The 14,643-nt window shown below is 47.3% G+C and carries 13 protein-coding genes; 7 read left to right on the forward strand and 6 right to left on the reverse strand.

Annotation, left to right across the window (positions count from 1 at the left end; translation table 11 throughout):
- Positions 1–7: 7 nt before the first annotated feature.
- The gene (locus QT992_RS22010) at positions 8–1,006 is read right to left on the reverse strand and encodes a cytochrome P450 (RefSeq protein WP_333337972.1); all 999 of its coding nucleotides are present in this window, start codon (positions 1,004–1,006) and stop codon (positions 8–10) included.
- A gap of 138 nt (positions 1,007–1,144) precedes the next feature.
- Entirely contained in the window at positions 1,145–1,750 is a 606-nt protein-coding gene (locus QT992_RS22015) for a hypothetical protein (RefSeq protein WP_333337969.1), read from the reverse strand.
- Positions 1,751–2,415: 665 nt separating this feature from the next.
- On the opposite strand from QT992_RS22015, the gene QT992_RS22020 reads away from it, so the two are divergent.
- From QT992_RS22020 to QT992_RS22050, 7 genes are all read left to right on the forward strand, one after another.
- Positions 2,416–2,982, forward strand: coding sequence for a COP23 domain-containing protein (locus tag QT992_RS22020; RefSeq protein ID WP_333316314.1), 567 nt, complete (start codon positions 2,416–2,418; stop codon positions 2,980–2,982).
- A gap of 152 nt (positions 2,983–3,134) precedes the next feature.
- Positions 3,135–3,278: a hypothetical protein gene (locus QT992_RS22025; protein ID WP_333316312.1), complete on the forward strand. Its 144-nt coding sequence runs from the start codon at positions 3,135–3,137 to the stop codon at positions 3,276–3,278.
- 6 nt (positions 3,279–3,284) lie between these two features.
- Entirely contained in the window at positions 3,285–3,617 is a 333-nt protein-coding gene (locus QT992_RS22030) for a hypothetical protein (protein WP_333316310.1), read from the forward strand.
- Between the two features lie 69 nt (positions 3,618–3,686).
- Complete coding sequence (locus QT992_RS22035) at positions 3,687–3,929, forward strand: hypothetical protein (protein ID WP_333316308.1); 243 nt, start codon at positions 3,687–3,689, stop codon at positions 3,927–3,929.
- Entirely contained in the window at positions 3,926–5,149 is a 1,224-nt protein-coding gene (locus QT992_RS22040; protein ID WP_333316306.1) for a COP23 domain-containing protein, read from the forward strand. Before QT992_RS22035 ends, QT992_RS22040 begins: the two co-directional genes overlap by 4 nt.
- Before the next feature lie 331 nt (positions 5,150–5,480).
- Positions 5,481–7,721, forward strand: a complete 2,241-nt coding sequence (locus QT992_RS22045) for a phosphoketolase (RefSeq protein ID WP_333316304.1) — start codon at positions 5,481–5,483, stop codon at positions 7,719–7,721.
- Positions 7,722–7,800: 79 nt separating this feature from the next.
- Positions 7,801–8,400, forward strand: a complete 600-nt coding sequence (locus QT992_RS22050; RefSeq protein ID WP_333337964.1) for a Uma2 family endonuclease — start codon at positions 7,801–7,803, stop codon at positions 8,398–8,400.
- Positions 8,401–9,084: 684 nt separating this feature from the next.
- Here the strand turns inward: QT992_RS22050 and QT992_RS22055 are convergent.
- The 4 genes from QT992_RS22055 to QT992_RS22070 form a co-directional block, all read right to left on the reverse strand.
- Positions 9,085–9,684: a hypothetical protein gene (locus tag QT992_RS22055; protein WP_333316299.1), complete on the reverse strand. Its 600-nt coding sequence runs from the start codon at positions 9,682–9,684 to the stop codon at positions 9,085–9,087.
- 55 nt (positions 9,685–9,739) lie between these two features.
- Entirely contained in the window at positions 9,740–10,558 is an 819-nt protein-coding gene (locus QT992_RS22060; protein ID WP_333337961.1) for a methyltransferase domain-containing protein, read from the reverse strand.
- A gap of 13 nt (positions 10,559–10,571) precedes the next feature.
- A complete protein-coding gene (locus tag QT992_RS22065) occupies positions 10,572–12,530 on the reverse strand; it encodes a cation:proton antiporter domain-containing protein (RefSeq protein ID WP_333337958.1) in 1,959 nt (652 codons plus the stop codon).
- 806 nt (positions 12,531–13,336) lie between these two features.
- Entirely contained in the window at positions 13,337–14,629 is a 1,293-nt protein-coding gene (locus QT992_RS22070; protein WP_333337955.1) for a GH25 family lysozyme, read from the reverse strand.
- Positions 14,630–14,643: the final 14 nt, after the last annotated feature.

Here is a 14,643-nt window from a genome sequence, read left to right on the forward strand (position 1 = left end):
CGTAAGACTACTTCGGTAGCATTGGTCGATGAAGTGTTAAGAATCCTCTCGCCTTTAGGCAGGGGAGTATGTCAAAAACTGCACTCAGGTAAGGTAAGCGGAAAATCTCCATCGGGTCGGGATTTTCCCCCAAACTGTCTAATTCTTGCAGCAACTTCTGGCGCACCGAGGGCAAACTGTGAATCCAGTAAAACGCCCAAGCTAGGGCAGTTGCTGTGGTTTCGTGGCCTGCAAACAGCAGCGTCATCAACTCGTCGCGCAATTCTTCATTGGTCATTGGTTGCCCGTTTTCGTCGCGGGCGGCCATCATTAAGCTGAGAATGTCGGTGCGGTTGGGGTCTGGTTGGAGTCTGCGTTCTTCAATTTCCGCGTCCATCAGTTCGTCAACTTTGCGCTGCCGCTGTTTCATGCGTCCCCAAGGACTCCAAGAGCCCCAATCTTGCTGCATCCAGCCGAAAAACAGTATGCTCGATCGCAGGGGAGAGTTGGTCATATCGACGACTGAGGCAAGTAGTGGTCTGAGTGCTTGTAACCGCGGCCCGTCATCCATGCCGAAGACAGCTTGCAATATTACCCGCATGGTGACTTCCTGCATGGCGCTGCGGGCCACAAAAGGTCGATCGACCGACCACTTGCTGGCAACATCTTGAGCTATATCGCAAATTAGTTGACCGTAATTCCGCATCCGTTCGCCGTGAAAGGGCGGCATCAATAATTGGCGCTCGCGTTTGTGCCTTTCTCCTGAGAGCATAATCATGGATTGTTCTCCCAGCATGGGTTTTAGGATGCTGTTGAGCCTGCCTGGAGCGTGAAACGCGTTGCTGTTGAGCATCTCCTGGACAGCTTGCGGGTGGTGGATCATCACCAATGGTTTCCCGTTGTTCACTCTAGCTGTGAAAATGTCGCCGTATTGTTTGGCACATTTATCCATATATGTCAGCGGATCGCCGATCCATTGAATTAGCTGCACAAAGCGGGGGGTTTTGGGGCCGTTAGGTAGTGTCATAGGAATTACCTGGGTTTTGGTCACAGGACTTAGCAGCATCAAAAAACCTCAAAGGGTTTGAAGGTTTATTCAATCCCTCCCAACCCTTGTTTTTAAGGGGAGAATTGCGTAAGTCCCATCTCCAATAATTTTAATAGCTTATTCTTTAACCGTGTTCAAAATGTCCTCTCCAAGCTCTGTAAAACGCACAGTTTTGATTTGCCAAGGAGCATAACTGGTTAAAGTTTGGCGCACGCCGCCGAACAAAGCTAACATCTGACAACTCGACAGATTTTGCAATTTCTGCCGCGAATTTCCGGAGGCTCGCAGATCGACGGTAGCTATTCCGAGGTCGCGATCGATCTTGAGGCGATAACCAGCCAAACCAAGACTATCGAAAATTGGCTGCTTTAAGACTTCATTAACCGCCGATGACATTAACTGGTTCTCTGGGCCTGTAACTGTTTCCTGCTTCAGAGTTTGACACAAATTATCTACCTTATAAACCGTAACGGTGGCAGTATTTTCTGAGAGGGCAGCACTGCCTAAAACTGAGGCAACAGAGTTAGAAGGCTGCGTTAATTGACTCGATCGAGCCTCAATTTGATTTCCCGTTAGCTGTAGGTGTTGGAACTGAGGGGCGCTTGCTGAGAGTTGCCTCTGGTTTTCGGTTGAGGTAGCTGCATCTGAGCTAGAACAACTGCTACCGCCCATCAAAATTAACCAAAGGCCTAAATATCCTAACTGTTTGCAGATACGGTTCATAGTTTTTAATACTCTACTAAACGTCAGTGTATGGAGGGTAAATTTTGGTGGTAGAAAGCACTTAGACCCTGATTACACTCACTTAGAAGTATTTCCCGCAGTACGGAGATGAAAACAAGTTAAGAGTTCTTGTTAATACCGGGATTTTAGTGTTAGATCGGGTAAGAGGGGTGTAACCCTGCACTATCCCTGTCTCAGCAGAGCAAGCTCGCGACCGAGCTCGTAAGTGATATCAAATACCGTGTCACTAGGTGTGATGTACCCTTGCAATTCGAGCCATTCCAATATCTGAGGTAAAGAGCCTCTTTCCGGTTTGCGACAGCCCGAGCTGGATTAGTAGTAATGAGGACAGAATTCCGACTGGCGCGCGCATTTTAATGTCGGCTTCGGAGCGCTTTTTTTAACAGCGCCGAAATCGCGGTAGAGGGAACGTGCAAGTCGCGAACAATATCTAAACTTACGCATCAAGAGCAAAAAAACCGGGTTTTTTAACCAGGCATAAGGGCTGCAACGAAGTATTTTGGTAAAAAAAACTGGTTTCTGGTCAAGTCGCGAAGAACATAATTTCCAAGTCAGCGGAGTTGTAACGAACAAGCGTGTCAAGGGTGTTATCGCAGCATTCGGTGATTTTTGTGCCGAATCTCATAAAACACAGAGAAAAAATCATGAAACAGCAATTATTGACAAAAGTTTTGGTGGCAACAGCCCTCGCCCTCAGCGGCCTGACGCTTGCTTCTGGACCGAGTTACGGTAGGCGAGTACCGGGGGAAAGTGGATTTTGGTGCAGTACCTCGACTGGTGCGCCGGTGACGGTGTACCAAAACGCTCAAGGTGCCGTAGAGCCTTGGATTGAGTGGACTTCCGATTATTTCTCCGGTTCTGGCTACGATCCGGCAACTCGGTGTCAATTAGTCAGCCAACGCCTCGAAACCTATCGCCGCCAACGAATGCTTAAGTACATTACTGCAGGCCAAATGAACGGCCAGAACGTCATCTGCACGGCGAATCAAGTCAATGGGCGGTGTCAAAATTTGATTTATACCCTCAGACCCGGCCAAGACCCGATCGGCTCTTTGTATAATTTGTTGGCTTGGCGCCAAGGATATGTTGGGATGCCGTCTTTTGATGAAACCAGTAAAATTCCTTACATTGATGTCAGGGAAAAGCTAGGGGAAAACACGGATGAGGAGGCGCAACAGCCTTCTTTTTCCCCGCCGTCGGGACAGCCTTAAAGATGGGCAAATTTTCCATCCGATCGCCAATTCCAAGGATTGAGGTGGAAAATTTGGCGCGTCATTCGATTTTAGATTTTAGATTTTGGATTTTGGAGGCGAGCCCAGGGATAAATTCGGGGGCTTGAGGATTTTAGATTTTAGATTTTGGATTGATTCCACGGATCGAGCCGGGGGCTTGTACCACCTTTGAAATTCTTGGTCAAACAGCGGTACGCATCCCGACAGGGAAATCTTCGGGTTCTGGGACGATCGTCCGCCTGCCGGGCCAAACCTATACGGTGCTGACTAACTAGCACGTTGTGGCGATCGGACTTGTCACCGACGACGGCCTCCTCTACCTACTGCTAGGATCTCTGAGGCGGCTGGGCAATACCGATCGGGCGATCGTTCTGTTTCGCAGCGCGATCGAGTATAAAATAGCACGATTAAGCCTTGAGGCAGGAGCGGTGTCTGAGGCAATGCTGGTAGTCGGCTTTCCTGCGGGTGCTGAGGTTGGGAGTTTCGCTGACCACGAATTGCTTGATGGTATCCGCCACGTGATTTATCCGTCGAGTCAATCGAAAATCGAAAATCTAAAATCAGAAGAGCCCCCGCATTTATCCGTGGGGTCGCCTCTAAAATCTAAAATCTAAAATCTAAAATCGATTGACGCGGGCTTCGTTTCGGCGCTGCTACCCAAATCTTTGCCTCCAGGTTATAGCTTGGGTTATACAAATGAGGTTAAAATCGGTAGGAGTCGCGACCCGATTTTTAATGCCAAAGGTTTCTTGATTGGGATTAACGGTAGGGGCAAGTATCGAGATCCAAATTTGGGCGTCTATGCTTTTGAAGATGGAAGTGAACCAACAGCGGAATTATTGGAGAAAATGGTTAAATCCAGTTGGGGAATTCCGATTAGTATATATTTGCAGTTCGCCTCGTTTCATCTAGGGAGTTATCGATGAATGTGTGGAGTTTGCGGTTTGACGCGCTGACAATCATCTTGACAGGTGCATTAACAGTGACGGCGGTTGTTAGCCAACAATATGCTGCCTGTGCCAAAACAGCCGAAGAAATTGCCCAGCTAGCGACGTTGACAACTGTGGAAGTCAACAATACGCTGGGTTTTTTTGCTAGTGGATCGGGAGTAATTATTGCAAAACAGGGTAATATTTACACTGTTCTGACAGCTAATCATGTGGTGGCAAGCCTCGCTCAAAAATACAGTATTCGCACTCATTTAGAGAAGGATTATGCTGCGATTAGAATACAGCGCCTACCGAAAAATGACAGGGATATAGACTTGGCTTTGATACAGTTTCAGAGCCGAGAACAGTATCCAGTAGCACCAATGGGCGAGTCAGAACGTGCTGTTGTTGGTTCTGCTATTTACGTTTCTGGTTATCCGCTGCCAATTTCGGGAGTTGAACGAAAACTTGAGTTTACGACTGGTATCATCTCTTCTCGCTTGGGCAGCGCCTCATCAGGGTATCGTCTGCGCTACCAAGCTGTAACCAGGCGCGGGATGAGCGGCGGGCCTGTATTTAATGCTGATGGCAGGGTAATAGGAATTCACGGCCAGGGGGATACTGTTGGCACAATTAGGAGTCAGTGGAACGGTCAGATTGAGGAGATAAAAACGGGCTTGAACGCGGCAATCCCGATCGAGGCTTTTATGGCATTGCTTTCACAAAACAACCGTAACGGCTTGGATATTCTCAGCAATCTTTCTATCAGCAGCGCCTCGGGTCAAAACCCACCGAATCTGGGCTATGGAGGATTTGTGTGCGATACCTCAACGGGCGAGCCGGTGACTGTGTATCAAAATCCACAAGGGTTCAGGGAGCCTTGGATTCGCTGGAATTCTAATTTCTTTTCTAGTTCTGGCTACGATCCTCTAACTCGCTGCCAACAAGTGACTCAGCGCCTTGAGAATTATAACCGAAATAAACAGCTAAATTATGTGACTGTGGGTATGGTAAATAACCAGAAAGCGATTTGCACGACTAGCCGCGTTAATGGGCCTTGCGAAGGTTTGATCTACACGCTGCGCCGCGATCAAGATCCGACTCCTGCACTTAGCAGTTTTTTTGTTTGGCTGCGGAATCAAAAGGCTGTGCCTTCTCTTTCTGAAAGCGGTACTGTGCTGTATATCGATGTCCGGGAACGGCTGGAACAATTTTAGATTGGCGATTTAAGATTTTAGAGGGATGAGTAATGGGTAAACACAGAACCCCGACTTTTTTTTATACGTCGGGGTTCTCAAACAACTACTTATTAGCTGAAAAAGTGAGATATTTTACTTATTTATCACTCAATACGCTTGGGTTAAGGAAAATTGTAGCGAAAATCTTGGGTTTCGTTCCTCAACCCAACATTTTCGCTACTTATTAGCTGAAAAAGTGAGATATTTTACTTATTTATCACTGACATAATAGAACTCTTGATTTTTTGGAACACGGAAGCTATAAAATTACTCTTACATTAATCTAACTCAAATTTTTCAGGTATCAAGCATGACAGCAACTACCCCGCAGGCAAAGTCAACAACGCCCGCTTTTTGCGAAGGCATTCAATATTTTTCTGAAACAGTCCCTGGTTTTGAGACTTATGGGAAAACACCTGCGATCGCCGAGGGGAGCAAGTCGATCGCCGATCCTGCCGATCCCGTCGCCGTCTTTCAAACGATGCTGGGAGCAGACGCCCTGCGCTACCTGACGCTGCAAGTTACCGCCAGCAAGGCATCGGGACATCCGGGGGGTTTTGCTAGCCAAGCTGAGGCCTATGCCGCTTTGGTGATGCTGGGACACAAGAACATTGTCACCGAAGTCGGCCATCACGCCCCCGGCTTTTACAGTGCCATGTTTCTCGATCGATCTTTAGAGGATATGGGAATTTTCAACGTGCAGCAAGTGCGCGATAAATTCCGAGAAAAAGACGGTTTATTAGGACATCTTTCCGGTTTCATTCCCGGCCTTTTAGCACCGGCCGGCCCCCTCGGACAAGGGCAGCATTTCGCAATGGCTGGAGCGCTTTTGCACCGCGAAAAACTGTTTGCTTTCACAATGGGCGACGGCGGCATGGGCGAACCCTATCCGATGAGCAGCATGGCGCATTTCCACACTGCTTATCCCAGCGTTACTAACTTTTTGCCTGTGTTGGTTTGGAACGGATATTCTCAGGAACATCACAGCATGGTTTCGACTAAAACTAATGCTGAAATGATTGCTTATTGGCAAGGCAACGGTTTTGAAGAAGTTATCTTAGTTGATGCTAAGGAATTTGACGATAAAAATCAACCGGAAGATTATGTTGACAGCACTGCTTTTTCGCTCGAACAGCGCATGGCATTTACCAAAGCTGTTTTACAAGGAGTTGACAAAGCGGCAAAATCTGCTCTCGGCGGCAAATTAACTGCGTTTATTATCAAACAGTTGAAAGGTGCCGGCGTCCACGCGCGCGGAGCAAAATCTCACAACCTTTATCCGAAAGATACGCTGGATGCTCCGCACATTATCAGTGCTCTAAAAGAGCGCGCTTTGACTGCCGCTGCTTGGGAGTTGGTGCGGACAAATTGCGAGCGTGCGGGCGGCGGGCCGGCGGCGAAAACAGTTGTTACTGAGTTTACATTGCCGCTGGCAGATTTAGGCGAATTGCCTTTAGAAGAATTTGCAGTTGGGGGAGAACCGAAGATTTCGACAACAGCAATGGGACGTTTGGTAGGAAAAGTCGGCGAGTGCGATCGTACTTTTCTTGTCACTAATGCTGACGGCAATGAAGCATCGGCAATTGCCAATATCAACCAAGCTCTCAAAATTATTCACCCGACGACAGATGACCTGTACAATCAATCGCCCAACGGTCAAGTTTACGAACCTTTGAGCGAAGATGCTTGCGCTGGTTTAGCCGTAGGTTTATCGCTATTCGGAGCGCGGAGTTTGTGGTGCTCCTACGAATCTTTTGCCATCAACGGTTTACCAATTTGGCAAACTGTAACCCAAGCAATGGCAGAATTGCGTCGTCCAACTCCGGCAACTGTCACCTTATTTACAGCGGGTGCATTGGAACAAGGTCGCAACGGTTGGACGCACCAGCGGCCGGAAATTGAGGCTTATTTTGCGGCGATGATGCGGAACGGAAATGTGTTTCCTTTGTTTCCACCGGATGCTAACAGCATTCAAGCTTGTTATGAGTGGGCTTTGACTGCTAAAAATAAGGGAGTTGTGATTACTGCAAGCAAGTCGCCACTGCCAATTCGCACTACTCTTGAACAGACTCGCCAAGGTTTGCAAGACGGTGCAATAGTGCTGCACGAAGTCGATTCCCCGCAAGCTGCCCACAATCAAGGGGGGAGTAAGAAAGTTGTGTTTGCAGTTGTCGGCGACATGACGTTAATGCCAGTGTTTGAAGCGGCGGCATTTTTGGAAACAGAAGGGATTGGAGTGCGAATTGTTTCTGTTGTGAATCCCCGGCGTTTGTATCGTGCTAGCGATGTTGCCTGGGATACTTGTTCGGAAGCTGACGGCGGCTTTTTGAGCGATGAGAAATTTGCCGAAATCTTTGGCGGAGATGCCTTGATTGGCGTGACAGGCGGTGCTTCTGGGATGTTGGAACCTGTGATGCTCCGCAGCAATTGCAAGCGGGATACTTTCGCTTGGAAGCGGGGGGAAACTACTGCTAGTGCTGGTCAGTTGATGGCGTTTAATGGGTTGACTGCTGAGGCGTTGACTAAAAGGGCGATCGAGCTAGTTCATTAAGTTAGAATGTGAGTGAATGCCCCTGCCTGGTTTTTGCTGGGTAGGGGCTAGTAATATTTAAAATAGGATTGTGATACTTGTGACAGCAAAAATTTTAGAAGAAATAGGTACGCTTGCAGAACAGCGATTGATTCTCCCCGGTTATTATACTTGGGAGCAATTTGAGGCGATCGAATCTTTGATGGCCGACTCTCCTGGTTTACGGATAACTTATCTTGATGGGTGGATCGAGTTTATGACAGTGGGGGAAGAACATGAAAGCTTTAAAAAAGCGCTCGCTATATTACTGGAAGCATACTTTTTTGAACTCGGAATTGAATTTTTTCCTGTAGGTAGTGCAACTCGCAGAGACCGGGCAAGAGATGTATCATTTGAACCAGACGAGTCTTATTATATAGGTTCAAGAAAAGAGCATCCCGATTTAGCCGTGGAAGTAACGATTACTAGCAGTAGCACAAATAAACTAGCTAAATATTTGCGACTTCGTATTGCTGAAGTTTGGTTTTGGGAAAATAATCGGCTTGCTGTCTATCGGCTGCGCGAGGATGATTACGAGCAAGTTTCAAGAAGTGAGTTTTTGCCGGAGTTGGATTTAGCATTGTTGGTGCGCTGCGTTTTAATGCCTTCCAGGATTGAGGCAAGGACGGAGTTTCTTAATGGGGTTCGGCAAGTGGGTTGAATGCTGAGGAGTTGGTAAAAAGTGCGATCGTCTACGAGGGCTTCGCTAAGGACTTGATTGGTTAAGCTAAAATGCGACAGATAACCATTGGGTCTCACAAATAACCTTTGCGCGATCGGCTCCAACGATTGGTTAGACTTGTATGTGTAAAGTTACTAAGCTCAGAAATATGAAAATTTATAGCTTTTATATTAAATCTTTGAGAATCGGAATTATTCCTATCTCTCTTCTCTTCATCGGCGTGAATCTGCGTCAATCCATTGTCATCTGCAGTTAATACATTGTCTTTTTTTAACCGCAGATGAGGGCAGATCGACACAGATTAACGCAGATGAATTAGATCGAGTCCGGTTGCACCGTCCGTGATTGCTGACTGTTGACTCGATTTTAGCAGGACGAGGCTACGGGATTTGATATGATAGGATTCTAGAGTTATACGTGCAGCTTTAACCTCATGCTGAGGGGATAATTTATTGTTAAATTTTTCCTGGTTTAGTATTAAATAAGTTGGCTTTGTTAGCTGGGAATTTAGCTATAGTGCTAGAGATTGTGCTGCGACGGAACATTAATGTTGTGTGAAATATGTGTCTTAATTTTATTGCTTTTTTCCCCGCAAGCCATCAACCAAAAACTCATCATCTATCGATTTTTTGCCTAAGAACACGCGATTGTTTCTAATAGCAGTTACAGCCAATCAACCTGGAAGAATCCAGACACTCGCTGCTTACGCTGTCCTGAATCTAAATCGACTAACTGCCAATCGATAACTTCTCCATCCTGATTCAAAAATATTTCTGCACCGCGTGGATATTCTTTTCCACGAATCACATGACTCGATGATAGCACAATTAAACTGGGTCTACCGTCGGCATATCGCCACAGATCAAACTGTGAACTGCCAGGTAATCCCTCAACCCATTGATCCATATCTAGTGACTCAGAATACTCCAGCAATTCTCCTGTTTCATCAAAAGTGATACGGCTACCTGACCTGTACAAAACTTTGTTTATCTGGTAATCTGAAGCAAGCGACACATTCCACAACCGACCATTTTCATGCAGGTAGAGTACCGAATTACTAGCGCATGGAATGTCATCTAAGATAGTTTTCGAGGACAGCCAGCAGAGTTTAAGCTGTCCAGAAGAGTAGAAAACAACACTGCGACTGCCAGTACAGGGAATGTCCTGAATGATGGTATCCTGGGCAAGTATGGCATCATGAACGGAGCCGTTTGGAAACAACTCGACATCTTTTTCAAAAAAATCTATATTGTTGACTATCATGATCCTTATTAAAGCTTCTAGCAATAGCGGCTCGAACCATTTTGGGTAAGCCCTATTATTGATTTTTTTCCCCACAAGCCATCAACCAAAAACTCATCATCGATCGATCGCCCGCAGCTACAAACTCATCCCGCGAAACCAGATAGCTTTCTATTTCCGACTCGGAAATCAACCCCTGTTTGACCATCTGCAAAATGGGGCCGGAGTCAAGCAAAGGTTGAAACGCCTCAATTCCCATGATATCGCTGTGGCTGACAACCGCTTCTAAATCAACGCTAACAAACCCAGCTTCTTTGAGAATGTGGCACAGATTTCGCCCGACGCATAAATTGCCGCCCCGCGATGCTATCACCTGCTTGAATTTCTCCCTGACAATCTCGACTGACCAAGGCGGATTTGTCAGCCAAAACAGATCCGCGTCGCTATCAATAATCACCAGTTTTCCCCCAGGCTTCAAGATGCGGAATATTTCTCTAGCTGCTGCGACGGGATCTGGGAGGTGGACGAACAGCAAACGGGCGATCGCAAAATCGAAAGTGTTAGCCGCCAAACCAGTATCCGCAATAGATGCTTGGATGCGATTTACTCGATCGCCCTCTTTGTCCTGCAAATATGCTACTGCTTTTTCGTGCAGTACCGGGTCAATTTCTACCGCTGTTACCGAACTGTTTGGCAGCAATTCTAACAGTTTTTCGGTGAAGAATCCCGGCCCGCTACCCGCTTCCAAAACATTCATCCCGTCGGCTAAACCGAACCACTTTAAATTGCGCGCTTCCTTTTCCCAACTGAGGAGAACTTGAGCTTTTAACCGTTGGATTTCTCCCTCAAATTCCAGATTGTACGCGATCGCTTGATACGAACCTTCTGCGGTCATAAAATCATTCCTCTTACCGCGAAACTGGTGGCTGCAAAACTTTAGCATCATTGGCTATTTCCGTTTCCTCCAAAACCTCCTCTAAAACCGGAGAAGGAATCGGCACTTCTTCAACTACCTGATGCTTTTCCAAAGTCAAGCGAGACTGAGACGAACCAGACAATCTTTTCAACAATTTCGGTGTCGGATCGTACAGCAAATAAATAATTCGATCGCCTGCTTGCCAAATCTGAGTCGCCGACACTACTTGCAAGTACCCCTGCCTTTCCAGCAGCAGCGGCGCCAACTCCCCGGCTTTTACCAAAGCTTGCAAGTGAGCAATCTGAAACTGCAATCCCTCTGTTTTTAACTCAGTTTCCCCCAATTTCACTTCGCCGTCGCTCAAATATTCGTTCCAATCCTTCAGCGACAAATCGGAGACAAAAGCTTGATTGATTTTAGTCGGATTTGCAGGCGTATTTGCTTGCGGATCTTTGGGGAATATTGCCAAAACCCTCGGCGGTGCAAACTCTTCGGCTGCTCGCTGAGCTAACACTAAGTTTACCTCGCCGTTGTTAGTCATTGCCAAAAAAGTTCCCATCGATTCCAGTCCCGCTTCTTCTAACACGCTGTGGTCGAGAGCACTGCTCAAAAACACCCGCAAACCCTCTCGTTCTGCTTGTTCGCAAGCTTCCGGGTTCGTGTCGATAATTGCCACCGATTCTCCGCGTTCTTGAAACAAGCGAGCAATTAATCTGCTCAAAGGATTTGAACCCACAATTGCAGCACCGGTTGCGGATTTTGAGGTGATGCCCAACAGTTGAGCGATCCGTCCGGCGGTTAGTCCCTGGACGAAAACTGTCATAATAATTGTTAGGAAAACTAAGGCTTTAATCGAGTCGCCGCCGTTGATGCCCCGCTGAGTGAGCAAAATTGCAAATAAAGATGCGATCGACGCTGAGACAATTCCCCTCGGCGCTACCCAACAAACAAATAATTTCTGCCGCCAATTCAGTCCGCTGTTCCAAGTACACAGCCAAACGTTGATCGGCCGCACTACCCACATTAAAGCTAAAACTGTAAACAAACTTCCCCAACCGAGGGCGACCACACTAGCGAGGGATAAATCGGCCGCCAGCAGCACGAACAGCATGGAAATAGCCAGGACTGTGAGTTGACCTTTAAACCTCCTCAGCAGCCTTTCTTCCGGCACAGCAGCGGCTCTGAGGACGATGCCGGAGAGGACTGTTGCCATCAGTCCCGATTCGCTGCGGATTTCTTCTGCTAAGCCGAAAAATCCCCACAAACCGGCTAACACTACTAAGTTTTTGAGGTCTTCGGAGAGAAATTGCGATCGCTTGAGAATGAATCCCAGCAGCCAACCTCCCGCAACTCCGATGACTGCGCCAACTAAGAGTCGGACGATTAAATCTCGGAACACAACCAGCAAATCAGCATTGCCGTTCAAAATAATATTCAGCACCAATACTGCCAGAATTGCCCCGACAGGATCGATTAAAACGCCTTCTGCTTCTAGCAAGGCGGCAACTTTTTTGTCAACGGATACTTGTTTGAGCAAAGGGCCGATTACTGTCGGGCCTGTGACGACTACTAGAGAAGCATACAGAAATGCGATCGGCCAGGGAAATTCCCCCAACCAGTGTGCGGCCATTCCGCCGCCAATTAGTGTAATTAAAGTGCCTACCGTAACTAAATTGCGGATGCTGCCGGAAACTTTGCCCAAGTCTCGCAATTCCAAATTCAAGCCGCCTTCAAACAGAATTAAGGCTACGCAAAGGGATACCATAACTTCCAAACCGCTGCCCAGCAGATTGGGGTGCAGCACTCCGAAGCAGTCTGGACCGGCTAAAATGCCAAACAACAGCAAAAAGACGATCGCCGGAACTTTCAGATAAGCGGCGAGAACTTGAGCGCTGATGCCACAGATGACGGTCATGACCATCAACTGGGTGATGTTAAAGGGGATTTCCATAGATATAATTGTTACAGGCTGCCCGCTTAGTTTTAAATGTTCGATCGCGGGTAATTGGAGTGCAGGCGCTATTTTCGGCGCAGCTTACAAACTCGGCACGGCCCTGCATTTTTCCCAATAAGATTAAAAAACCTTGATAGTCGCTATAACTTTATCAGATAATTCTCTTGCCGTCAAAGATGCGAGTAAGCTGTAGCTAAGCGAGAGATTGTCTGTTATGTTCGAGAGTATGTTCGAGAGTCCGATGGGATGCGGGCACAGAGGGAGAGGATTTGACGAATTTTGATGGGGAGTCAATCGATTGCGCGATTTTAGATTTTAGATTTTAGATTTTAGAATTGAAGCATTGACCCCACGGATAAATTCGGGGGGCAAGTTTCTCGGATACAGGTTTTTTATTTCTGGGTCCTGAGTCTGCTTTCGGAATGAATCCGGGGGCTTGTATCCTCGATGCTTTCGGTCAATCTCCAATCAAAAAGCTCACATCTCCAATCGATCGCCGCCAGACTCATCTTTAGAGTAGTTTCCATCTAAAAAACTCTAAAATCCCAAGATTCATCTGTAGAGTCAATCTCAAATCTAAAATCTAATCGATCGCCCTCAGACTCATCTTTAGAGTAGAGTTCCCATCTAATATTATGTCCGGTCGATTACCCCTAATACGGTAGGGGCGGGTTCACCAACAATACCGGCCAATAATTGACCATCTCAAAAACCCGCCCTTTTAATCGCGGTCACTCGATCGGACATGATATAAAATCTAAAATCGCAAGATTCATCTGTAGAGTCAATCTCAAATCTATAATCTATAACCGAGTGGCATTCTGCCACCTGCGAAGAAACTCCGATAGAATTGCCGGCGAAACTCGCCCTTCCAGCCAATCTAAAGCCTGGTTTTGCTGGGGTGCGGCCCGATAAAATTTGCACGCATCTATCAGCCGAATCGGAGAATTAGTGACAATAGATTGAGAGCGCCATTTTTGTGCAAACTCGGTAATAATAGCCGGAGAAAGTTGTTTTTGCAGCCAATCTAAAGCTTGGTCTTGTTCTGCTAAACCGCGATAAAATTTGCCGACATCTATCAATCGCAAATTAGTGTCTTGAGGTAAGGTGGTTGCCCGCCATTTTTGAGCAAATTCCCCTAAAACAGAGGTAGAAACTTGACTTTGCAGCCAAATTAAGGCAGTATCTTGGCTAGCCTTAGCTTGATAAGACGAGAATACCTGAGTCAGCCGCACGCCTGATATGGGAGCGGGTGTCGGAGCGGGTGTCGGAGCGGGTGTCGGCCGCGGAGCGGGTGTCGGCGCTGGAGGGGGGACAACTACTTTGGGAGATTTTCGCATCAAAGCGGCCCAGGTTTTGAGGCTGGCAATGCCGTCTGGATTGAGACCTTGAGATTTCTGAAACGAGATGAGCGCCGCTGTGGTGTTGGCTCCAAATTTACCGTCCATCGCGCCTTGATAGAAACCTTTAATTCTTAATTCCCTCTGGATGTCTGCAACTTTATAACTTACGGCGCCTTCTCGGACGCTTTCATAAATATTGGTGTCTACATTGCCCGATACGCCAGAGACGCTGCCGCTGTCGCTGTACTGCCAAAAAGTCCAAGTTTTCCAGCCGCCGGGAACCCAAGGCTCCTCAGCAGTGGTATAGTGAGCAATCCACAGCGGGTAATCGGCAAACCGTTTTGTCCCCAGGTTGTCCCAGAAACCGGGGTAGGTGTAGATAATCGGTCGCATCAAGGTGGCTTTTTCGACGGCTTCTAGCCAAATTGCGGCTCGATCGCACAATTGATCCACAGTCAAACCGCCTGTAGTTTCGATATCCAAGACTGCGGGCAAATCCCCCGCTTCGAGTTTTACAGTTTTCAAGAACAAATCTATTTGCCCTTGAATGCTGCTTGCAGGTTGAAAAAAGTGGTAAGCACCGCGTTGAATCCCCGCCGCTTTCATCGCCGCCCAATTGCGAGCGAAAGTTTGGGCAACGAACGTTGCACCCTCGGTCGATTTGACAAAACTGAAGGTAATACCATCCCGCGCAACTGCTGGCCAATTGACATTGGGCTGGTAGTCGGAAACATCTATACCGCGAATACTCATATTGTGAAGAGTTG

Origin of the sequence: Microcoleus sp. T3_D1 (assembly GCF_036700405.1) — a bacterium.
Classification (GTDB): Bacteria; Cyanobacteriota; Cyanobacteriia; order Cyanobacteriales; family Microcoleaceae; genus Microcoleus.